Annotated in this window: 23 protein-coding genes; 19 read left to right on the plus strand and 4 right to left on the minus strand. The window is 35.4% G+C overall.

Translation table 11 applies throughout. The annotated features are described in order from the left end of the window. The first annotated feature begins 1 nt into the window (after position 1). The 9 genes from cysI to C794_RS21240 all read left to right on the plus strand — a co-directional run bounded on the left by cysI (position 2) and on the right by C794_RS21240 (position 9,506). The gene (gene cysI, locus C794_RS08835; protein ID WP_017796772.1) at positions 2-1,729 is read left to right on the plus strand and encodes an assimilatory sulfite reductase (NADPH) hemoprotein subunit; all 1,728 of its coding nucleotides are present in this window, start codon (positions 2-4) and stop codon (positions 1,727-1,729) included. Positions 1,730-1,760: 31 nt separating this feature from the next. After that, positions 1,761-2,537, plus strand: a complete 777-nt coding sequence (gene cobA / locus C794_RS08840; protein ID WP_017796773.1) for a uroporphyrinogen-III C-methyltransferase — start codon at positions 1,761-1,763, stop codon at positions 2,535-2,537. Between the two features lie 15 nt (positions 2,538-2,552). Beyond that, on the plus strand, positions 2,553-3,317 hold the full coding sequence (locus tag C794_RS08845; RefSeq protein ID WP_017796774.1) for a sirohydrochlorin chelatase: 765 nt from the start codon (positions 2,553-2,555) through the stop codon (positions 3,315-3,317). Further along, positions 3,317-3,961 carry an NAD(P)-binding protein gene (locus C794_RS08850; RefSeq protein ID WP_017796775.1) on the plus strand — a complete coding sequence of 215 codons (645 nt, stop codon included), beginning with the start codon at positions 3,317-3,319 and terminating at the stop codon, positions 3,959-3,961. The genes C794_RS08845 and C794_RS08850 overlap by 1 nt, the downstream gene beginning before the upstream one ends. Then, positions 3,951-4,760, plus strand: a complete 810-nt coding sequence (locus C794_RS08855; RefSeq protein WP_017796776.1) for a uroporphyrinogen-III synthase — start codon at positions 3,951-3,953, stop codon at positions 4,758-4,760. Before C794_RS08850 ends, C794_RS08855 begins: the two co-directional genes overlap by 11 nt. Before the next feature lie 19 nt (positions 4,761-4,779). Next, positions 4,780-5,967 carry a sulfate adenylyltransferase gene (gene sat / locus C794_RS08860; protein ID WP_017796777.1) on the plus strand — a complete coding sequence of 396 codons (1,188 nt, stop codon included), beginning with the start codon at positions 4,780-4,782 and terminating at the stop codon, positions 5,965-5,967. A 12-nt stretch (positions 5,968-5,979) separates the two neighbouring features. After that, complete coding sequence (locus C794_RS08865) at positions 5,980-7,758, plus strand: SLC13 family permease (RefSeq protein WP_017796778.1); 1,779 nt, start codon at positions 5,980-5,982, stop codon at positions 7,756-7,758. A gap of 10 nt (positions 7,759-7,768) precedes the next feature. Next, positions 7,769-8,380 (plus strand): adenylyl-sulfate kinase, encoded by a 612-nt coding sequence (cysC, locus tag C794_RS08870; protein ID WP_017796779.1) that lies wholly within the window; start codon positions 7,769-7,771, stop codon positions 8,378-8,380. Positions 8,381-8,666: 286 nt separating this feature from the next. Beyond that, complete coding sequence (locus C794_RS21240; RefSeq protein ID WP_017796780.1) at positions 8,667-9,506, plus strand: peptidoglycan DD-metalloendopeptidase family protein; 840 nt, start codon at positions 8,667-8,669, stop codon at positions 9,504-9,506. A gap of 90 nt (positions 9,507-9,596) precedes the next feature. Here C794_RS21240 and C794_RS08880 read toward each other — a convergent pair whose 3' ends face one another. From C794_RS08880 to lexA, 3 genes are all read right to left on the minus strand, one after another. Continuing rightward, entirely contained in the window at positions 9,597-10,427 is an 831-nt protein-coding gene (locus tag C794_RS08880) for a manganese catalase (RefSeq protein WP_017796781.1), read from the minus strand. Between the two features lie 344 nt (positions 10,428-10,771). Then, complete coding sequence (locus C794_RS08885) at positions 10,772-11,032, minus strand: hypothetical protein (RefSeq protein WP_017796782.1); 261 nt, start codon at positions 11,030-11,032, stop codon at positions 10,772-10,774. A 130-nt stretch (positions 11,033-11,162) separates the two neighbouring features. Next, positions 11,163-11,786 (minus strand): transcriptional repressor LexA, encoded by a 624-nt coding sequence (gene lexA / locus C794_RS08890; RefSeq protein ID WP_017796783.1) that lies wholly within the window; start codon positions 11,784-11,786, stop codon positions 11,163-11,165. 284 nt (positions 11,787-12,070) lie between these two features. Between lexA and C794_RS08900 the strand changes: the two genes are divergently transcribed. The 9 genes from C794_RS08900 to C794_RS08940 all read left to right on the plus strand — a co-directional run bounded on the left by C794_RS08900 (position 12,071) and on the right by C794_RS08940 (position 20,005). Next, positions 12,071-12,709: a YneB family resolvase-like protein gene (locus tag C794_RS08900; protein ID WP_017796785.1), complete on the plus strand. Its 639-nt coding sequence runs from the start codon at positions 12,071-12,073 to the stop codon at positions 12,707-12,709. Between the two features lie 85 nt (positions 12,710-12,794). Continuing rightward, entirely contained in the window at positions 12,795-13,028 is a 234-nt protein-coding gene (locus tag C794_RS08905) for a DUF896 domain-containing protein (protein ID WP_017796786.1), read from the plus strand. Positions 13,029-13,111: 83 nt separating this feature from the next. Next, positions 13,112-15,112 (plus strand): transketolase, encoded by a 2,001-nt coding sequence (gene tkt / locus C794_RS08910; RefSeq protein WP_017796787.1) that lies wholly within the window; start codon positions 13,112-13,114, stop codon positions 15,110-15,112. A 156-nt stretch (positions 15,113-15,268) separates the two neighbouring features. Continuing rightward, on the plus strand, positions 15,269-15,727 hold the full coding sequence (gene sirA / locus C794_RS08915) for a sporulation inhibitor of replication protein SirA (protein ID WP_017796788.1): 459 nt from the start codon (positions 15,269-15,271) through the stop codon (positions 15,725-15,727). Positions 15,728-15,871: 144 nt separating this feature from the next. After that, positions 15,872-16,330 carry a DinB family protein gene (locus tag C794_RS08920; protein WP_017796789.1) on the plus strand — a complete coding sequence of 153 codons (459 nt, stop codon included), beginning with the start codon at positions 15,872-15,874 and terminating at the stop codon, positions 16,328-16,330. Between the two features lie 129 nt (positions 16,331-16,459). Beyond that, on the plus strand, positions 16,460-18,157 hold the full coding sequence (locus C794_RS08925; protein ID WP_017796790.1) for a methyl-accepting chemotaxis protein: 1,698 nt from the start codon (positions 16,460-16,462) through the stop codon (positions 18,155-18,157). Between the two features lie 142 nt (positions 18,158-18,299). Then, the gene (locus C794_RS08930; RefSeq protein ID WP_011066077.1) at positions 18,300-18,524 is read left to right on the plus strand and encodes a YneF family protein; all 225 of its coding nucleotides are present in this window, start codon (positions 18,300-18,302) and stop codon (positions 18,522-18,524) included. 231 nt (positions 18,525-18,755) lie between these two features. Continuing rightward, positions 18,756-19,460, plus strand: coding sequence for a cytochrome c biogenesis CcdA family protein (locus C794_RS08935; RefSeq protein WP_017796791.1), 705 nt, complete (start codon positions 18,756-18,758; stop codon positions 19,458-19,460). Between the two features lie 77 nt (positions 19,461-19,537). After that, positions 19,538-20,005, plus strand: a complete 468-nt coding sequence (locus tag C794_RS08940) for a CcdC family protein (RefSeq protein ID WP_017796792.1) — start codon at positions 19,538-19,540, stop codon at positions 20,003-20,005. A 19-nt stretch (positions 20,006-20,024) separates the two neighbouring features. Here the strand turns inward: C794_RS08940 and C794_RS08945 are convergent, their stop codons facing one another. Beyond that, entirely contained in the window at positions 20,025-20,486 is a 462-nt protein-coding gene (locus C794_RS08945) for a DUF2621 family protein (RefSeq protein WP_077596621.1), read from the minus strand. Between the two features lie 226 nt (positions 20,487-20,712). On the opposite strand from C794_RS08945, the gene C794_RS08950 reads away from it, so the two are divergent. Continuing rightward, a complete protein-coding gene (locus tag C794_RS08950; RefSeq protein ID WP_017796794.1) occupies positions 20,713-21,807 on the plus strand; it encodes an ATP-binding protein in 1,095 nt (364 codons plus the stop codon). Positions 21,808-21,831: the final 24 nt, after the last annotated feature.

A 21,831-nucleotide genomic window follows, 5' to 3' on the forward strand; every position in this document is an offset into this window, starting at 1 on the left:
AGTGACGAAGTCTAATATTTCAAAAGATAATGATCCATTGGATGAAGTGGAGGACATAAAGGAAAGAAGTAACTTTTTGCGGGGTACAATTGCAGAAGGATTGGAAGACCGAATTACTGGAGCGATTTCTGATGATGATAATAAACTATTAAAGTTTCACGGAAGTTATCAACAGGATGATAGGGATTTACGAGATGAAAGACGTCGGAAAAAACTAGAGCCTGCTTACCAATTTATGATTCGAGTCCGCACTCCAGGAGGTGTTACGACGCCGGAACAATGGCTGGTGATGGATGACTTAGCTCATAAATATGCTAACGGATCGATGAGATTAACAACCAGACAGACATTTCAACTACACGGTATTTTGAAATGGGATCTGAAAAAGACTATGCAGGGAATGAACCAGGCTTTGATGACCACAATTGCAGCCTGCGGGGATATTAATAGGAATGTCATGTGCAATGTTAATCCCGAACAGTCTGATGTACATGCTGAGGTATATGAATGGTCGAAAAAAATCAGTGATCACTTGCTGCCGGAGACAAATGCTTATCATGAGATCTGGCTAGATGACAAAAAGATTGTAGACAGCCGTGAGGAAAATGAACCGATCTATGGATCTACTTACCTTCCAAGGAAATTCAAGATTGGTATTGCGGTTCCTCCATCGAATGATATCGACATCTATTCTCAAGATTTGGGATTTATAGCAATCGTGGAGGAAGGAAAATTGTTAGGTTTTAATATTGCTGTTGGCGGTGGAATGGGAATGACACATGGTGATACAAATACCTACCCACAAATATCTCGGGTAATTGGTTTTTGTCTGCCTGAGAAAGTTACAGAGGTAGCTGAAAAAGTAGTAACGATTCAAAGGGATTTCGGTAACCGTTCGAACAGAAAGAATGCCCGTTTCAAGTATACGATAGATGCCAGAGGAATTAACTGGTTTGTAGAAGAATTGAATGAAAGGTTAGGCTGGGATTTGGAAGATAAACGATTCTATGAATTTGAAGCTAATGGTGATAGTTATGGATGGATAAAAGGAAAAGACTATTGGCATCTAACCTTATTCATTCAGAATGGTCGGATAAAGGATTTTGAGAACTATCCACTAATGACAGGTTTGCGAGAAATTGCAAAGGTCCATAAAGGTGATTTCCGTCTGACTCCGAATCAGAACCTGATAATTGCAAATGTATCCAGTAGCAACAAGAAACAAGTCAATGATCTGGTAGAAAAATTCAAACTTACTGAGGGAAAGACTTATTCCGGGCTCAGAAGAAATTCAATGGCATGTGTTGCCTTCCCAACATGCGGGCTTGCCATGGCGGAATCGGAAAGATATTTGCCGGAACTTTTGGACAAAATCGAGGTCATACTTGACGAGTCAGGTCTTAAAGAAGAAGAAATAGTCATCCGCATGTCAGGTTGTCCGAATGGTTGCTCACGTCCTGCATTGGCAGAAATCGCCTTTATTGGCAAAGCTCCTGGAAAATACAATATGTATCTTGGTGGTAGCTTTAATGGAAGTCGACTCAACAAGCTTTACAAGGAAAATATCGGCGAAGAGGAGATTTTGGAAACCTTGCGTCCTATATTTTTAGACTTTGCTAAAGACAAACAGAAAGATGAGCACTTTGGTGATTTTGTGATTCGTGCGGGGTATGTGGAAGAAGTTAAATCCGGTTTGGATTTTCATGCAAGTAAGGAAGCACGGACGTAGTTGATAACGATTCGGGAAGGGAAGTGAAAGAATGGGAAAGGTTTATTTGGTGGGAGCCGGTCCTGGTGATCCGGAACTGATTACGCTTAAAGGCTTAAAAGCGATTCAGCAATCTGACATTATTTTATATGATCGATTAGTGAATGAGGAGTTATTAGGCTATGCTTCGGAAAAAGCCGAATTGATTTATTGCGGTAAAAGTCCGGAACACCATTCACTTTCACAGGACAATATAAACAAATTACTCTGCAGATATGCGAAAGAGGATAAAATTGTTACAAGACTGAAAGGCGGCGATCCGTTTATTTTTGGAAGAGGTGGAGAGGAGGCGATGATTCTAAAAGAAAATGGATTCATTTTTGAAATCGTTCCTGGAATAACTTCTGGTTCCGCAGCACCTACCTATGCAGGAATACCTTTAACGCATCGGGATTACAGTTCCTCCGTATCTTTTGTTTCGGGTGTTAGTAAAACTGGTGAGGATCATGAAAAATATTGGGAACATCTCGCGAAGAGTTCGGATACCCTTTGTATTTACATGGGAGTAAAAAGCTTGCCTGAGATTTGTGAACGTTTAATACGCTATGGCCGTCATTCTACAACTCCGATTGCAGTGATCCATTGGGGAACGACAGTAATGCAGCAAACCGTGACAGGGACGTTGGAAAATATCGTTCATGCTGCAGACAGCTTAAAAAATCCTTCCATGATAATTATTGGAGATGTAGTGCGGCTAAGGGAACAGATTCAATGGTTTGAAGAGGAAACCACTGAACATGATTTCAATCCAGAAGTGGTGATTGGTTAGTTGGGAGGTGCAGTTGTGCAAGGAGTACTTTATGTCAGTCATGGCAGTCGTATACCCGAAGCAACAGCAGGTGCAATTGCTTTTATCAACGAAGTGAAAAAACAGATTGATATCCCATTGCAGGAAATTTGTTTTCTAGAGATTTCCAAACCAGACGTCGGGCAAGGGGTAGATAATTTGATCAAACAAGGAGCTACGAAGATTGCTATTGTACCTGTTCTCCTGTTGCGAGCGGGGCATTACTATCAGGATATTCCAGAAGAAATCAAACAACTTAAAAATAAATATCCACTCATACAATTCATCTATGGGGAGCCACTTGGCGTACAAAATCGCTTGACGAATGTTTTGGTAGAACGAATTGAAGAAACTAATATCCAGCCAGATGAAGGATCAAAAATCCTGCTTGTAGGCCGAGGTAGCCGTAGTCCCCAAACACAAAAAGATATTGAGCAAATTGCATCGAATTTACAGCTGAAAATGAACCTCCATGTCGATGTATGTTATTTGGCTGCTTGCAGTCCTTCCTTTGAACATGGATTAAGGTCCTCATTGGAGGAAAATTACTCACGTGTTTTTGTCGTTCCTTATCTATGGTTTACAGGAGTACTGCTTCAGTCGATGGAAAGAGAAATCAACGTGATGGAAAAGCAGGGTAAGGATTTCATTCTGTGTAGTGAGTTATCTAAACATCCGATTATGGTCGAAGCATTGAAAGACCGGGTTCAGGAAGCAATTCACTCAAACAAAATTTATAACTCTACAAGGGAGGTTAGATGATGGCTTTCACTCCAATGATGATTGATTTATATGACAGGCATGTGGTGATAGTTGGAGGAGGCAAAGTAGCCCTACGAAGAGCAAAAACACTTTTGAAAAATGATGCTGTAGTAACAGTAATTAGTCCGAAAGCAGTGGAAGATATTGTATATCTGTGGACAAAAGGACAATTGCTTTGGAAAGAAAAGTATATAGAATCCACGGATCTTAAAGGTGCCTTTCTTATTATTGTCGCAACGAATGATCCAATTGTTAATTACAATGTAATCAACTGGGCACCAGAAGAATCACTAATCAACGCTGCCGCAGATGTAGAAAAGGGAAATGTCGCATTTCCATCTTTTTTTAGACGAGGAGATCTCTCTATCAGTGTATCAACGAACGGAGCGAGTCCGCAATTTGCTGTCAAAATGAAAAAAGAGCTTGAATGTTTATATAATGAAGACTACGGAGATTATGTCGATTTTTTATCTGTGTGCCGTCAGCTTATTAAGGAATCATTTTTAGATAGATACCAACAGAAGTTGTTGTTAAAAGAGATTTTGTCAGAAGAATTTTTAGACAGAGAGAGACAGAGAAGTTTTATTGAGTCGTTGAATAAAAATGGAAAAATGATCGAAAGAGTGAATCAGAATGATGGATAATGATTCTAAAAGAATTGGCATTGCAGCGAGCCGAAGATCGAATGAAATCTCAACACTTGTTAAAAAGATTAATGGCACACCTGTTGTGTTTTCCATTCAAGGAGAACAGGTTTTAAATGATGAAACGAGTGAACGAGATGTGGAGGAATTAATTGCCAACGCTTTTGATTTCGTTGTGCTTACTACCGGAATAGGAGCTTCAACATTGGAAGAAGCTTCATGGCGTGTCAATCGTTTCCCCGAATTTATCAGAAAGCTAAGTAGTATACCGTTGGCAATACGTGGAAGTAAAACTGAGAAATGGCTTAAAAAGCATTCCTTGAATGCAAAAGTTGTTTCAAAAGATGGAACAATGGAAAATCTGCTAAATTCCTTGACGCCGTTAATAGGAAGAGAGAGCAATAAAGTTTTTCTTCAGACATATACTGAGGACGATTTGGTATTGAAAGAAAAACTAGAAAGTATCGGCTGTAATGTATATATGTCAAAGCCATATCGTTACAGAAATCCAGATAAAGAAACCATAGACAAATTGGAGTTAAATATAGTTGAGCAAAATCTAGATGCCGTAATTTTCACGAGTAAAACCCAGGTCAAGAATTTATTCCGAACGGCTATTGATACAGAATTATTAGCAGAAGCATTTAATAATCATGTAACTGCTGTAGCCGTTGGTAAAGTGACCGCCAATCAATTGAATCAATATGGTATCGGGCGTGTGGTTCAGCCCGCAAATCAAAAGATGGGCGCCATGATAATCGAACTTAGGGATTATCTATCGGCAAATCCAAATCAATAACTTGATGGAGGTTTTGAATATGAAATCTGTAAAAAAGAAAGAACGGGTAAACATCCTGCCTCATGGTGGCAAGCTCATCAATAGGGTAATAACCAGTGAGAAAAAGGAATCGTATCTACATAAATCAAAATCATTGCCCACATTAAAACTAGACGCATGGAGCTTATCAGATTTGGAGCTCATTGCCAATGGTGGTTTCAGCCCGTTAACTGGATTTATGGGAGAGGAGGATTATCGAAGTGTCATCGAACATGTACACTTGAAAGACGGAACAGTCTGGAGCATTCCTATTACATTGGCCGTAAATAAAGAGAAAGCAACCTCCTATGATATTGGTACGACGATAGCTTTGTTTGGAGAGGACGATATTTTATATGGTGTGCTTGAGTTGGAAGAAAAGTATACCTATGACAAGGAAAAAGAAGCAAATCTCGTTTATGGTACGACAGACACTGCTCATCCTGGCGTTAAAAAACTTTACGAAAAAGGAGATGTGTACCTTGCTGGGCCGATTTTCATGTTGAATCGTCCGAGTCATAGTAATTTCGAAAAGTTTTATTATGATCCGAAAGAAACAAGGGAAATGTTTGCTGACTTAGGGTGGAAAACAATTGTTGGTTTCCAAACACGTAACCCAGTTCATCGCGCCCATGAATATATTCAGAAAAGTGCTTTAGAATCTGTTGATGGATTGTTGTTGAATCCATTGGTGGGTGAAACAAAATCAGATGACATTTCTGCGGAAATACGTATGGAAAGCTATCAGGTTATTCTAAAAAATTATTATCCAAAAAACCGTGCAAGACTTGTCATTTATCCAGCCGCTATGCGATATGCCGGACCTAAGGAAGCAATTCTTCATGCGATTGTTAGAAAGAACTATGGATGTACGCACTTTATTGTCGGTAGAGATCATGCTGGTGTAGGAGATTACTATGGAACGTATGAAGCACAGGAATTGATTTCCCATTATGAAGAAGAACTAGGTATCCAGATATTTAAATTTGAACATGCTTTTTATTGTGCCAAATGCGAGAATATGGGCACTGAAAAAACGTGTCCGCATGGAAAAGAATTCCATATCCATTTGAGTGGTACCAAGGTCCGTGAGAAGCTTCGCAATGGAGAGCAGCTACCTAAGGAATTTTCCAGACCAGAAGTTGCATCCGTACTTATGAAAGGATTGAGCAAGAACAATACAAATTAAAGGGTGTTTCCCGTGTCAGCAGAAATGATATTCGTACTCCTGATGGTTATTGCCATGCTGGGAGCCTTGCTTTTTGAAATGGCAAGTCCATCGATTGTTGTTTTTACGGTCCTTACTATATTCCTGATAACGGGTATTCTTAATCCGTCTGAAGCTTTGAGCGGATTTTCCAATGAAGGGATGATTACTGTTGGTCTCCTTTTTGTTATGGCAGGAGCAGTAAGGAAAAGTGGAATTCTTGAAGACCTTATGAAATCATGGATGGCTGGAAGCGATAAAATGATCGGTTCTGTTGTGCGTTTTTTCATTCCTGTTTCACTTCTTTCAGGATTCCTGAATAATACACCAATCGTCGTCACTTTTATGCCGATAGTAAAAGGCTGGTGTGAAGAAAAGGGGATTGCACCTTCGAAGTTCTTGATCCCCCTTTCTTACGTAACAATACTAGGGGGAACTATAACAGTCCTTGGAACATCTACCAATCTAGTAGTTCACGGAATGCTAATCGATTATGGTTATGGCGGTTTTACTTTATTTCAACTAGCAATCGTAGGTATACCGATAACTATAGTTGGTCTTATATATATTTTTACGATAGGCTACAGGTTTCTTCCGGAGAATAAAGGTCTTCAGCAACAAATTGATGATGATCCTAGAGAATACTTGGCAGAATTAATTGTGGATCAATCTTTTTCATTTGCCAATCAAAGTATTAAATCTGCTGGATTAAGGGATTTAAAAGGTTTGTACCTAATCGAAATCATCAGAGAAAATGAACGAATTTCCCCTGTAAGGCCGACAACAATCATCCAGTCAGGTGATCGATTAATCTTTACCGGACTAATTGAGACTCTTAGAGATGTGCAAATGATAAAAGGATTAACATTACGAACAGGTACAAATCTGGAACTTAGTGAACTGAAAAATGGTAATACTGAGATTGTGGAAGTAGTTATAGCGCATCAGTCATCGCTGCAATCAAAAACGATTAAACAATTAGAGTTCCGTTCAAGATTTGATGCAGGTGTGATAGCCGCTCATCGAGAAAATGAACGAATTGAAAGTAAAATAGGAGACATTGTCCTAAAACCAGGAGATACGTTGCTACTATTAGCTGACAAGGATTTTGTTGAGAAGTATAAGCATTCCAAAGACTTTTATATCTTAACTTCTCCAGGTACTACGGAGACATTAAGAATAGACCCTATAAAAGGGTGGTTTACTCTCCTTCTGTTTTTTGGATTGATAGCACTCGTGACATTAGGTGCGCTATCCATGTTTAAAGCTATGACCATGGCAGTTGTTCTGTTGCTGCTGTTCAAGGTAATAACTCCAGAGGAAGCAAAGAAATATATCCATTTTGACGTATTACTATTGATTGCAAGTTCATTTGGCATCGGATTGGCCATGTCGAAAACAGGTTTGGCTGAGTATATTGCGGAAGGCATGTTGATGTTGGGAAAATCAGCAGGTCTGATTTTGCTCTTACTATTGATTTATATTTTGACAAATATTTTCACAGAGATAATTACGAATAGTGCTGCAGCAGTCTTGATGTTCCCTGTTGGGATGGAAATGGCAAGGAGCCTTCATGCTGAACCAATGGGATTTGCAGTAGTAATTGCTATTGCAGCTTCAGCTAGTTTTATTACGCCAATCGGCTATCAAACAAATATGATTGTATATGGCCCTGGAGGCTATAGATTTATAGACTATCTAAAAATAGGGACACCACTCAGTCTGATAGTGATGGTTTTGACTGTTAGCATTGTCATTTACTGGTGGTATTAGGAGGGAAACCATGAATAAATCTACTAATATCGTATGGCATCAATCCAGTGTAAAGAAAGCAGACAGAGAAAATTTGAACAATCATAAAAGTGCTGTATTGTGGTTTACTGGATTATCGGGATCAGGTAAATCTACCTTATCTTCGGCATTGGAGAGTGAATTGTTTTCAATTGGGACACACACCTATCGTCTTGATGGGGATAATGTCCGGCATGGGTTAAATAAGAATCTTGGCTTCAGTCCGGAAGACCGGACAGAAAATATTCGTCGTATAGGAGAGGTTTCCAAATTGATGGTTGATGCGGGATTGATTACTTTGACAGCATTTATCTCTCCTTACCGGGAAGACAGGGATCGTGTAAGAGCAACTCTTGCACAAGGTGAATTCATTGAGATTTACGTGAAGTGTAGTCTAGATATATGTGAAGTTAGGGATCCGAAAGGGTTATACAAAAAAGTTCGTTTGGGTGAAATTAACAATTTCACTGGAATTGATGCTCCATATGAAGAACCACTTCATCCAGAAATTATAGTAGATACGGAAAATCAGACGCTGGAAGAATCCGTTCAAATGATTATTCAATATTTGAAAGAAAAGCAATACATCAAAGGCACGAGTTGAAAATGAAGCTTGTGTTTGCTAAAAGCGTTCTTCTGCATTTGGCACAGTGGGGTTATCCATGGGGTTTACTGCTGATTTAAGTGAAAGAGGAAAATTGTTATTATATATTGATGTTAGCAGGAAGAATTGAAGAAATTCTAAAGGTAATATAGGCTGGAGATGTCTTTACCGGATAAATCATGTTAACAAAAGAGGAAAAAATAGACAATTTATTTAGGTGGCTAGTCCTGTCGGGCAAGTCACTTTTTTCATATAAATGGTAGAAAAGGGAGGAGAGTTATATTATATGCCATTTCGAGATTATAGAGTAACATCTAAGTTTGGTTATAGAAGAGATGTGTGGACAGGAATCGGATTCACTTTTCATACAGGGATAGACTTAGTTAAGTATCATAAAGCAAGTATTCAAGCATTTACAGATGGGGAAGTTATTTTTGCTGGTATGGGTAGAACTGGAACTGGTTTAGGCGGTTTTGGAAATGTAGTACTTCTTCAGGATAAAAATAACCGAGGGCAATTATATGCTCATTTGGATAGTGTATCCGTACAGCGTGGTCAATATGTAAAGAAAGGGCAAGTAATAGGAGAACAAGGGGATACAGGAAAGACAACTGGTTCTCATTTGCACTATGAAGTGCGTAAAAAAGCTGAGACTCAACCTCCATATGGCTGGACCTCAGATAGGACGAATAACTGTTTAGATCCTACGAAATATTTACAAAACTATCGGGATAACAAGCATATTATTCAGGATATTCAGTCTGGGTTAAATACTAAATATGAAACAGGTTTATCCATAGACGGTATATCAGGTCCGTTAACAATTAAAGCAGCAATCAAAGGATATCAAATAGAATTAAATAAACAATTCAATGCAAAACTAAATGTTGATGGTATATGGGGGCAAAAAACAAAAGCCGCTACAGTTACAATAGCAAGTGGCGCTAAAGGAAATATTACCTGGATACTTCAAGCGATGCTTTATATTAAGGGAGAGAATCCAAAAGGATTAGATGGTATTTTTGGTACTAATACAAATAATGCAGTGAAATCTTTTCAACAAAAGGAAAGTATCCTCATTGATGGGAAAGCAGGAAAAGTTACTTGGGAGAAATTATTTTTGTAAGTCTAAATTGTATTAATAAACATCAAAGTTTGGTGAATATTAACTTTGATGTTTATTAATTACATGTAATTTATTTTAAGTAGGGGTTTTCTACATTTTAGATGGGGGTGTATTGTAATATAGTGGAGGAGCTGGTGGTAATTTAGGTGCACTTCCCCAAAAAACGGGTTCACTTACATATTTATATTCTCCTCTTCCATCAAAACTTGGGCCATGTGCCCACCTACCTTTTTTACTTTCTTCGCCTTCTGAGAAATTAAATAGTGTATATGATACTTCTTGAAATTCTTTTGATCTAGGGAAAGTTGAAGGAACCACGATATCATTCTCACGTTCTTCGAGCTCTCTTATCGCAGCAAACCACTGATTTTGATGATATGTATCTCTTGCAATAAGAAAAGATAACATATCTCTTACACCTGGATCATCGGTCATATTATATAAGCGAGTGACTTGTAATCTTCCTTGTGACTCCGCAGTAAGGTTAGCACGAAAGTCCGCTAATAAATTCCCGCTGGAAATGATGAAATTTGCAGTCCATCGATTTCCATTGCTATCTGCTGGCATTGCTCCAAGTCCACTAACAATCGCATGTTGTGGGTTAGAACCCCCTAATATAGCTGCTAGAGCAGGATCTGTGTCATAAGCATTCTGCTGCGTCTCAAATGGTGCATCGTTTAATAACCTAGCTATCATTGTAGCTAACATTTCTACATGACCAATTTCTTCTGTTCCAATATCAAATAACAAATCACGATATTTAGGCTCTGCTCTACTGTTAAATCCCTGGAATAAATATTGCATCATTACACTAATTTCTCCATACTGTCCACCAAGTACCTCTTGTAATTTTCTAGCAAATACGGGATCAGGCCTACTTGGTTTTGCCTCGAATTGCAATTCTTTAAAATGATAAAACAATGCTTATTCCTCCTTCCATATAATAAACAATTAAGTATATGCAGATAAAAAGTCGAATATTCTATACTAAACACATTGTTACACAATAAATTTTAAGTATAAGGAGAAGTTGTATAAGATTAAAATATCTCTTTGAAAATAATTTGAATGTTGATACCGGTAGTCCAGTTTACTAGACGTTTAGTATGGGAATTATAAAATAGAATTACTGAGCTAAATGTGTTTTATTACCATTGTTTCTGATTTTTAGAGGGAGATATTAATAACTTGCGGTAATTAAAAATAGTTTTTATATAGTTATTACAGTAATCTAACTTACTTATATTATTAGTTATTTAATAAATTCATAGAATGAATACGGTGATTTGGTACCATGTAGCCAAAGCGATTAATAATCCGGCAGATCCTAATTTTAGAATATTTTCTTTTGACTTAATTTTTTTAGTTTCGATTACTTCTAACGTAGTAACGATGATTAAGATTATACATAAGAAAGGTAATGTTAAAAAATCTACATACTTAGTTAGATAATATATCCCTAGAACCATTGCTATAAGGGCAGTTGGAATATAAAAACTTCGTCGTTGATAGAATTTATCTGACATTTCATTTCTCTCCTTTCATTTCTTAATATTATAATATTAGTGTAATTCTAGATTTATGTACAAACTATGCAGACGGATAAATTCTATCGATATAAAAAGAGTTTAGCTATAGAAAGCCAAACTCTTTTTATTAGAAAATATTTCGATATAGACCTATCACTTTTCCAAGAACTGTTACATTCTCATAAAATAAAGGTTCCATTGTAGCGTTTTCTGGTTGTAGTCGTATACGTTTTTCTTCTTTAAAAAATCGTTTTACTGTTGCTTCATTTTCCTCAGTCATTGCTACAACAATCTCTCCATTTAATGCTGTGTTTTGTTGTTTAACAATTACCATGTCTCCATCTAAAATGCCTGCCTCAATCATACTTTCACCATCAATTATAAGTACAAATACATTATCGTCTGGACCGGCACTCGAACTTGGAATTGGAACAAATTCTTCGATATTTTCAACCGCTGTAATTGGTATCCCTGCAGTAACTTTACCAATTACAGGTGCATAACGTGCTTCGTCTTTTGGAAGCTGTTGTTCCATTTCTGGATCAATAATTTCAATTGCTCTTGGCTTAGTAGGATCTCTTCGTATGTATCCTTTGTTTTCTAACCTTTCTAAATGCCCGTGAACAGTTGAGCTGGAAGCGAGTCCAACTGCTACAGCAATTTCTCGAACTGATGGTGGATATCCTTTTAACTTTACTTCGCTTTTAATAAAGTCAAAAATCATTTGTTGTCTTTTTGATAGTTTCGTCATCAAACGTTCACCTCTAGCATAGGTTTTTATTAATGATAGTTTATCATTTTACTATTAAATAAGCAAACACTCGTTCTAATTTTTGTTGACAAGATCATATGTTCGGTATATACTTTGAATCAAATAGGAACAATTGTTCGATAAACGGATGAAAGGAGCTTTTAATTATGCTGAAGAAAATTACTAGAACCGATGCATTCTATGTGATAGCATTTGCTTTAGCGCTCGCTTTTTTATATTTCTCTATGGTAACGAGCGGTTAATTAAACAGGAGGAAGTTAGGATTGAAAGCAGTAGTATATTGTCGAGTCAGCACGGATAAACATACACAAGAGTCTTCCCTTATACGCCAACGGGAGGAATTGCAATCATTAGCAAACAAGCTAAACTTTACGGTTATTGATTGTATTGAAGAGCAGGCAAGCGGGTACGATATCGAACGAGAAGGACTCTTTCAACTTCTCGAATATTTTTCAAGTAAAGAAGCGGATTGTTTATGTATTCAAGATGAAACTCGTTTAGGTAGAGGGAATACAAAAATTGCACTTTTTCATCAATTAGCTAAGCTAAATATCCCTATATATACTGTAGCTCATGAAGGTGAATTGGTACTGAATGAAGCCGATTCGATGGTATTACAAATTGTTGGAATTGTAGAAGAATATCAGAGGAAAATTCAAAATATGAAAATAAGAAGAGGAATGCGAAGAGCAGTACGTGAAGGATATCGACCTGAAAAAAATTTAAAACAAATTAATCAGTCTCCTGGTAGAGATCGAACGGAAGTGCCCATTGAAGAAATTGTTCGATTGCGGCAGAATGGGTTAACATTTAATGAAATTACAAAGGTGCTCAATGGTTTAGATTATAACGTTTCAAAAGCTACTGTACACCGTAGATATCAAGAATATCAAAATACTTGAATCTGGATTCGAGGTAGAGTACGATAAGAGGCAGGATATGAAATCCTGTCTTTTTGTCATTTTTAATAGTGGGGAGGTTGACACCATGTTATCTAAAGATAAATTAGAGAGAATTAATTTTCTGTCTAAAAAATCTAAAGAAGAAGGATTAACAACAGAAGAAAAAGCAGAACAAAAGAAGCTTCGTGAAGAGTATTTAAAGAATGTACGTAGCTCTTTTAAGAACCAATTAAGTACAATGACAGTTATTGATCCAAAAGGTAATGACGTTACTCCCCAGAAGCTTCGTGATTACCAAGACCGAAACAAAAAACATTAAATTCTATTGGTCATGCTTGTTGTCATGATAAATTCAATATAGAATGAAGAAGTAAAGGCTTTATTTTGAAAGGGGTAGACAAAATGTCAGGCAATGTAGAACAATTATCAATAAATACGATTCGTACGTTATCCATTGATGCTATTGAGAATGCAAACTCAGGACACCCAGGATTACCAATGGGTGCGGCACCAATGGCGTACACATTATGGACAGATTTTATGAATCATCATCCAAAAAACTCAAAATGGTTTAACCGTGATCGCTTTGTATTATCTGCGGGACACGGATCAATGCTATTATACAGCTTATTGCATCTTTCCGGGTATGATGTATCTATTAAAGATCTAAAAGAATTTCGTCAGTGGGATTCAAAAACTCCAGGACATCCGGAAGTACATCATACCGATGGTGTAGAAGCAACTACAGGACCATTAGGACAAGGTATTGCGATGTCTGTAGGTATGGCTATGGCAGAAGCGCATTTAGGTGCAACGTTTAATAAAGACAGATATTCTGTAGTAGATCATTACACGTATGCCCTTGTGAGTGACGGCGATTTAATGGAAGGGATTTCTCATGAAGCAGCTTCTTTAGCAGGTCACTTAGGATTAGGTAAATTAATCGCACTTTATGATTCTAATGATATATCGCTAGATGGAGATTTAGACCGTTCTTTCTCTGAGGAAACAGAAAAACGTTTTGAAGCTTATGGTTGGCAAGTATTACGAGTGGAAGATGGAAACGATGTAAACGCAATTCGTGAAGCGATTAAACAAGCGCAAAGTAATACGAAACAACCAACACTTATTGAAGTGAAGACTATTATAGGATACGGTTCTCCAAATAAATCAGCTTCTGCTGCTTCACACGGTGCTCCATTAGGAGAAGATGAAATAATATTAACAAAAGAATTTTATAAGTGGAATCATGAATCATTCCATGTACCAGATGAAGTATATGCTGATTTCCAAGAAAAAATCGTAAACGATGGAGAGAAGAAGGAAGCTGCTTGGAACAAGCTTGTTGAAGAATATAAAGAATCTTATCCTGAATTAGGAGAACAATTTGATCTAGCAATTAATGGTCAACTTCCAGAAGGATGGGAAGAGGAACTTCCGGTATATGAGCCTGGTAGCAGTATTGCAACTCGTGCATCTTCTGGTGAAGTACTAAATGCAGTAGCTAAAGCAATACCTAACTTCTTTGGCGGAAGTGCAGATTTAGCTGGTTCAAACAAAACAACAATAAATGAAGAAGGCGACTTTACAAAAGAAGATTATTCTGGTCGTAATGTATGGTTTGGTGTACGTGAACATGCTATGGGAGCGGCGTTAAATGGTATGGCCTTGCATGGCGGTTTACAAGTGTTTGCTGGAACGTTCTTCGTATTTAGTGATTATCTTCGCCCTGCTATTCGACTAGCAGCAATTATGAATATGCCTGTAAATTTTGTATTTACTCATGATTCAATTGCAGTTGGTGAAGATGGTCCGACTCACGAACCAATTGAACAGTTAGCATCATTAAGAGCAGTTCCAAACTTATCACTTATTCGTCCGGCGGATGCTAATGAAGTACAAGCTGCGTGGAGATTAGCTCTTGAATCTGAACATCAGCCAACAGCGCTTGTTCTTACTCGTCAAAATCTTCCAACACTAGAAGGTACGAAGGAAAATGCGTACGAAGGTGTGAAAAAAGGGGCTTATGTAATTAGTAAATCTGGGAAAGAAACTCCAGATGCATTATTACTAGCTACTGGTTCAGAAGTTCAATTGGCAGTACGTGCGCAAGAAACATTAAAAGAAAAAGGTATCGATGTTCAAGTCGTTAGCATGCCTTCATGGGATCGTTTTGAAGCTCAAGAAGATGCATACAAGAATGAAGTACTACCAAAAGAAGTGAAAGCTAGAGTAGGAATTGAAATGGCAACTTCATTTGGATGGGAACGTTATGTAGGTCTTGATGGAAAAGTAATCGGTATTAATCGCTTTGGTGCTTCTGCAAAAGGTGAAAAAGTTATTGAAGAATATGGATTTACAGTAGATAATGTTGTAAAACATGTGGAAGACTTGTTAAAATAATATTTCTGTTTAGAAGAAAGACGATTCCGTTAAGGTTTCGTCTTTCTTTTTATGATTTTAGTTGAATTCGACAAAAGAAGAAGTTATTTGCGAACTAATTTGACAACATTTGAATGTCTACCTTTCTATAATAGTTAATAGAAGGGGGAATACGGTATGAATGCATACTCTATTTATTGGATTAAAGAACCAGTGGCAAAAAGCTATTTTCATAAGAGTGATTTATTGCATCGATTTTTTAATGAATATGAGAACGACCCCGAAAGAAATTATTTGAGTAAACAGTTTTCATTTATAACTCAGAGGTTTCACTTGTATAAATTTGCTATGCATTTAAAACAGTTTTCATCACCGAACCTTTATGTGAAGCGAATAGGCAATCGAATTCAAATAAAACGGGATCAAGAAGTGTTATTTCTTTATGTAGAAAATGGGGGATTATCGTTACGTTGTTCCAATCTCGAAGCTGCTGTATCGATTTTATTTCCTGTACTAGAAGACATTCATCCATTCTTTTTTGTACAGGGACAAGATAATAAGCATTTTGGATGGATTTCTCCAATGACTCATGATAATAAAAATGAGCTACAACAGGTATTGTATTCATATTTTTAATTGATTTAGTGAAAATTGAAGAACGGAATTACAATCTAAGTAAATTTAGATTGTAATTCCGTTTTTTAGTACTGGTAAAGAAGGGATAATCTAAATTATGTAGAATAATATCTATTATTAATAACGAGAAGGAAGGTTATCCTTATGAAAAATGAGCATGAAGTATTGTTTAATCAAGTAAAAACGTATCGTAATGATGTTCTATCAGTTGTTGAAGATGTATCGGAGTATGAATCAGAAATCATACCCAAATATTTTAAAAACAATATTCGTTGGAATTTAGGACATATCTATTTAGACCAATTTTTGTGGATAGAGACATTAACGAAAGAGTATTCAAGTATTACAAAAAATTTAATGAAGTGGTTTGGATTTGGAACTTCACCCGATAACTTTACTTCTGAAACCCCAAGTTTTGAGGAATTAAAATATTTGCTAAAGCAACAACCTATAGAAATTGAAAATTGTTATAGACACCAGCTCTCAAAAGAGTACCCTCCTATTGAAATGGAGATGTATACAATTGAACAAGTATTAATTCGTACGATTTTTCACGAAGGAATGCATTTACAAGCAATTATAGATATTAAGAAACATCTGTAACTCCAAAATGCTCATCAATTTTAGTTATATAGTTTTATATACCAAATTTTAACATTAAATTAATAATATATTGGTACAATACGTAAGTATCAGGACTATAGAACTATTAAAAGGAGAGAGATGAGCTGCATGTTATCATATTTAAAAAGAATTTTAGAAAAGACTTCATTTAGGTTGCGATTACTTATATTATTTATCATTTTAACTGTGCTTTCTGTATCCATGGTTGGAATTATCTCTTATTATCAAGCAAAAAATATTACCTTAAATACAATAGAAGAACGATTGATAAGTGAAACGGAACTAATGGGTTATATTGCTGAAAATTTACACTTTACATACATAAGTGACCCCGATTACTTTATGCAACAACTGAATTCAAATATACGAACGCAGAGGGAAAGGCTGGAGTCAGATGGGATTGATTCAGAATATCTGTATATTCGTAATGGAGATGTTACTGCTTTTCCAGTTAGTGAAGGTGAACTACCATCCATACCTACTTCACTTGTGACTGAAATAGAAGAGAATGGAAATGGGCAGATTACTAGAAATATTGATGGAGAAGTATTTACCATTTCTTTTCAAACAATGGAGGAAGTGAGTGGAAGTTATGTTGTGTTAGTTCGTAATGCTTCTTTTATGGCTCCAATTACAAATATGGGAAATATATTAGTATTAATAATTATTGCCAGTGTTCTTATCTCTCTGATTTTATTAATAAAGTTTATCAAATCATTAACGACTCCATTAATTGATTTACAGGAAACGATGAAGGAAGTAAAAAAGGGGAATTTCATAATTTCTTCACCTAATACAACGATTCCTGAAATTAAGTCCTTACATAGCAGTTATGATATTATGATGAAATATATTCAGCAGATGCTTCAAGAATTGAAAAGAAGTATGACCTCATTACAAGCAACTGGAAACCAGCTGAAAAGTTCATCTACACTTACATTACAATCGAGTAAAGAACTAACGAATTCCATTTCAATTGTAAACAAGGGAGCAAAACAAACAGCAAGCAGTTCGGAAAATAACTTGAAAACTACGGTGGAGATGAAAGATAAAATTGAAGAGCTGTTTAATAATATGAATAATATCCTTCATACTTCTAAGAAAATGAATAGTACTGCAAATAAAGGAGACAAAAGTATAAAGAAGTTAATATCTACTTTTGAAGACTATGAAAAAGATGTAAATGAATTAACAAAGACTGTAGAAGCGGTATTTCATCAATCATTGTATATTTCTGAACTAGTACAGTTAATCCAAAAAGTTTCAGAACAAACAAAATTATTATCATTAAATGCTTCTATTGAGGCAGCACATGCAGGTGATAGAGGTAGAGGTTTTGCAGTAGTAGCCAATGAGATTGGTAAATTAGCTGAACAATCATCTGAAGCGGCTAATAAGATCACTAATTCAATAGCTCATATGGAAGAGTTAACGACGAATGCATCCGATGAATGTAAGCAAATGCTAATGAATTCAAAAGATAATTTAAATATTGCTACGGGATCCAAAAATGAATTGAATTATTTAATGTCGGATATTACTGATACGATAACAACTATTGTAGATATTCAACGTGAACTTCATTCTTTAGAGTCTTACTTACCTGTACAAAAAGAATCTTCAGAACAGCTTGTGGCTTTATCGCAACAAACTTTGGCAAGTACGGAAGAAATGCTTACAAATAATAAATTACAAAATGAGCAGACGAGTAGTACTCTTAGTATAGGAATGGATCTCATACAATTGTCTAGTTCATTAACTAAAATAATAAATCGATTTAAATTTGAAAGTAACAATATAAAGTGATAGTAGATATCATTAATTAGGTATTATGAAATAGTTTAGTTAGGATATTATAGTAAATAGTATTTTTTGCGAAACCGTTGTATTCTTAACTGTAATCTAATATACTGTATTAGAGACAACACGAAGGAGGAAATTCAGTAACATGAGTACTATATGGGTAGTATTAATTGCAATCGCAGCATTGGTTGCAGGTGTTGCTCTAGGATTTTTTATTGCTAGAAAATATATGATGAGCTATCTTAAAAAGAATCCACCTATTAATGAGCAAATGCTTCGTACGTTAATGATGCAAATGGGTCAAAAGCCATCACAAAAGAAAATTAATCAAATGATGCGTGCCATGAATAACCAATCTGGTAAAGAATAAATTCACTTACTATGTAAGTGAATGATTACATAGAGTTCATTTGGTATTATGTGATCTAGACTCGCAGAAAGCCACTTTATAATAAGTGGTTTTTTATTTTGTTTTAGAAAAATGAATCGCATGTTCTTACTTAAAAATGAATAAAATGTATATATATTGTCATATTATCTTCTTTTAATTAGTAATACATCTGTTAGAATAGAATATGACTTGTTAGGGGGCAGTTAGCTTATGTCAGAAATTAATATTTTTCTTGCCTTTAGTGCGGGATTTCTATCATTTATATCGCCTTGTGTGTTACCGCTTTATCCAGTGTTTCTTTCATACATTACTGGTATGAGTATGAATGAAATTACAGATGACAATAAACGAATGGATAAAAAAGCAATATTACACACGCTTTGCTTTCTAATCGGATTTTCTAGTATTTTTATTATGATTGGGTTTACAACAACTTTTATTTCTGAATTTTTAATGACCTATCAGTCAACAATTAGACAAGTTGGAGCAATACTTATTATTTTCTTTGGACTTGTAATTGTTGGTATCTTAAATTTTGAGTTTTTAATGAAGGATCGAAAAATTCAATTTAAAAATCGTCCGGCAGGTTATATAGGTTCTGTTTTAATTGGGATGGCTTTTTCTTTAGGGTGGACACCATGTACTGGACCAATATTAGCAATAGTCTTATCACTAGCAGCTACACAACCTGATATTGGTATGGTTATGATGATAAGTTACATATTAGGTTTTTCTATTCCTTTCTTTGTACTCGCTTTTTTCATTGGAAAATTAACTTGGTTTAAAAAACATAGTCAGTTATTAGTAAAAATAGGTGGCTGGGTGATGATTTTTATGGGGATAGCATTATTCTTTGATTGGATGACGAAGCTAACCTCTTATTTAGCTTCATTATTTGGATTTTCGGGTTTCTAATCATACTATATCATGTATAATAGATTGTAGAATAACCATAGTAAACATTTTAGTTCAGCTTAGGGAAGAGTGATACCATGTATTGGGCAATAGCAAGTACCGTCGTATTTGCTCTCATGGCAATTACGATGGTTTTCGTAAGAATGCGTGCGTCAAAAAAACCTGCGACAATAAAGAAGATTATTTTACCTCCAATTTTTATGAGTACAGGAGCGTTAATGTTTGTTCTACCAATATTTCATATTTCATGGTTGCAGGTGTTAGAAGCACTTGTTGTAGGAATGATATTTTCTATATTTTTAATTAAAACCTCACGTCTTGAAATAATCGGTAACGATATTTATGTGAAACCGTCTAAAGTTTTTCCTTTTATTTTAATAGGGTTATTAGTGATTCGAATTACTATTAAGATTATTATAGGAAGCACGATTTCTGTAGGAGAAACAACAGGAATGTTCTTCTTATTAGCACTTGGAATGATAGGAACTTGGAGGCTTGCAATGCTCTATCAATATTTGCAGCTTAATAAAAAACAATGTGCTTAAGATAGTGGCACATTGTTTTTTATTTTTGATATTTTTCTCTCCAATCGAAGTCATAATTATCTTTTGACTGTTGGAAAAGTGGTTCATATGGAGTTGTATCAATACTCTTCTCCTTTAATTTTTTTCTTAAAAATTTATGATCGCGTTTTGGTGTAGCAATAATATATCCTTCGATTATGGTTGAACGTTGAATGATATTTTCTTGTTTATTAATAGATAGCTCACCGATTTTACTGGCAATTCTTTGTCTTGCCACATCTCGAAATAGTTCGGGTACGGGTGAAACAAGTTCTTCCAAGAATTCTTTTTCTTCATCTTTCCATTTATGTCTAGTCTCTTCTAAATAGTGTTCTTCCCAGTCCATAATGGACTTTCCATCTTCTTTTGGAAGACGTTTCAAAAACTTACGAAACATAAAGTAACCACCTATAGCCATAAGGCTAATCAGCAAAAATCCCCATATAACTAATATAATAGACATCATAATAACGCATCCTGTTCTTAAATTAAAAAAACTTATGAATATTGTTTAATATTATAATAATTAATTTATTTTTTAATGTTTTTGTAGTAACATAAACATAATCATTGGATAAAATTGTCTTTGATTTCATTATAATGTCAATTAATCTTAATAACAAGTGTCATATATCAATCGTCATAATCATACATATTATGTAAAAGGTAATTCTGGAAGGAGCACAGTTATGAAAAATAAAAAAGATAACTATGTAACAGAACGGAACTCGAAAACTCCTGAAAGTCTTAAAAATATACAGCATGCAACAGACTTGCCTGACGAAATTATAAATTGGATAGATAAGAAGAGTGATGGAATATTTGTTTTATTAGATTCAGTTGGTGAAATATTATATATTACAGAATCTATCGAACGGATTTTAGGTTTTTCTCCATCAAAACTAGTGGGATTACATTGGGATGAAATGGTTTCTGGAAAGGATGTAGAATTCGCTAGAAGAAAAGCTGAGTTAACAAAGAAGACTATGAGAGATTTCAATCTAAATGTTCTTAATAACGATGGAGATTATGTTCCACTCACTTGCGAATTCGAATATTATAGAAATGTTGATAATCAAACTTATGTATTAGTTTATTTGAAAGATCTTACCGTAAAGAAGGAATTAGAAGATATGATGGTTCGTTCAGAAAAAATGAATGTTGCAGGTCAATTAGCTGCCGGCATAGCACATGAAATTAGAAATCCACTCACATCATTAAAAGGTTTTCTACAATTACTTCAAGCTGGAGTTAACCATAAAGAAGAATACTTTAATATTATGATAGAAGAGATAGAAAAGATAGAATCGATAACTTCTGAGTTATTATTTATTTCAAAACCACTAACAGATAATCGTTCGGAAGAAATTATAAGTGACATGATCAATGACGTTATTATGTTATTAAGTCCTCAGGCAAAACAAAAAAATATAAGTATTATGAAGGTAGGTTCTTGTAATCAAGCAATCGAATGTGACCGTTCACAAATCAAACAAGTGTTGATTAATTTAGTGAAGAATGCACTCGAAGCGATGGAAACAGGTGGGGAAATAATATTAACTAGTGAGGAAGTAGGAGATAATGTTATTGTATCGGTTATTGATGAAGGAATTGGTATTCCAGAGGAGATACTACATAAGCTAGGGGAACCTTTTTTTACTACAAAACAAACTGGTACAGGCTTAGGATTATTAATTACGAAACAAATCTTAGAAGCGCATAACGCAAATTTTGAGGTGTACAATAATAAAGGGAAGGGTAGTACATTTAAACTTGTATTCTGATAAATTATAACTTTCCTTATAGTA

The sequence above is a fragment of the Oceanobacillus kimchii X50 genome (genome assembly GCF_000340475.1).
GTDB lineage: Bacteria > Bacillota > Bacilli > Bacillales > Amphibacillaceae > Oceanobacillus > Oceanobacillus kimchii.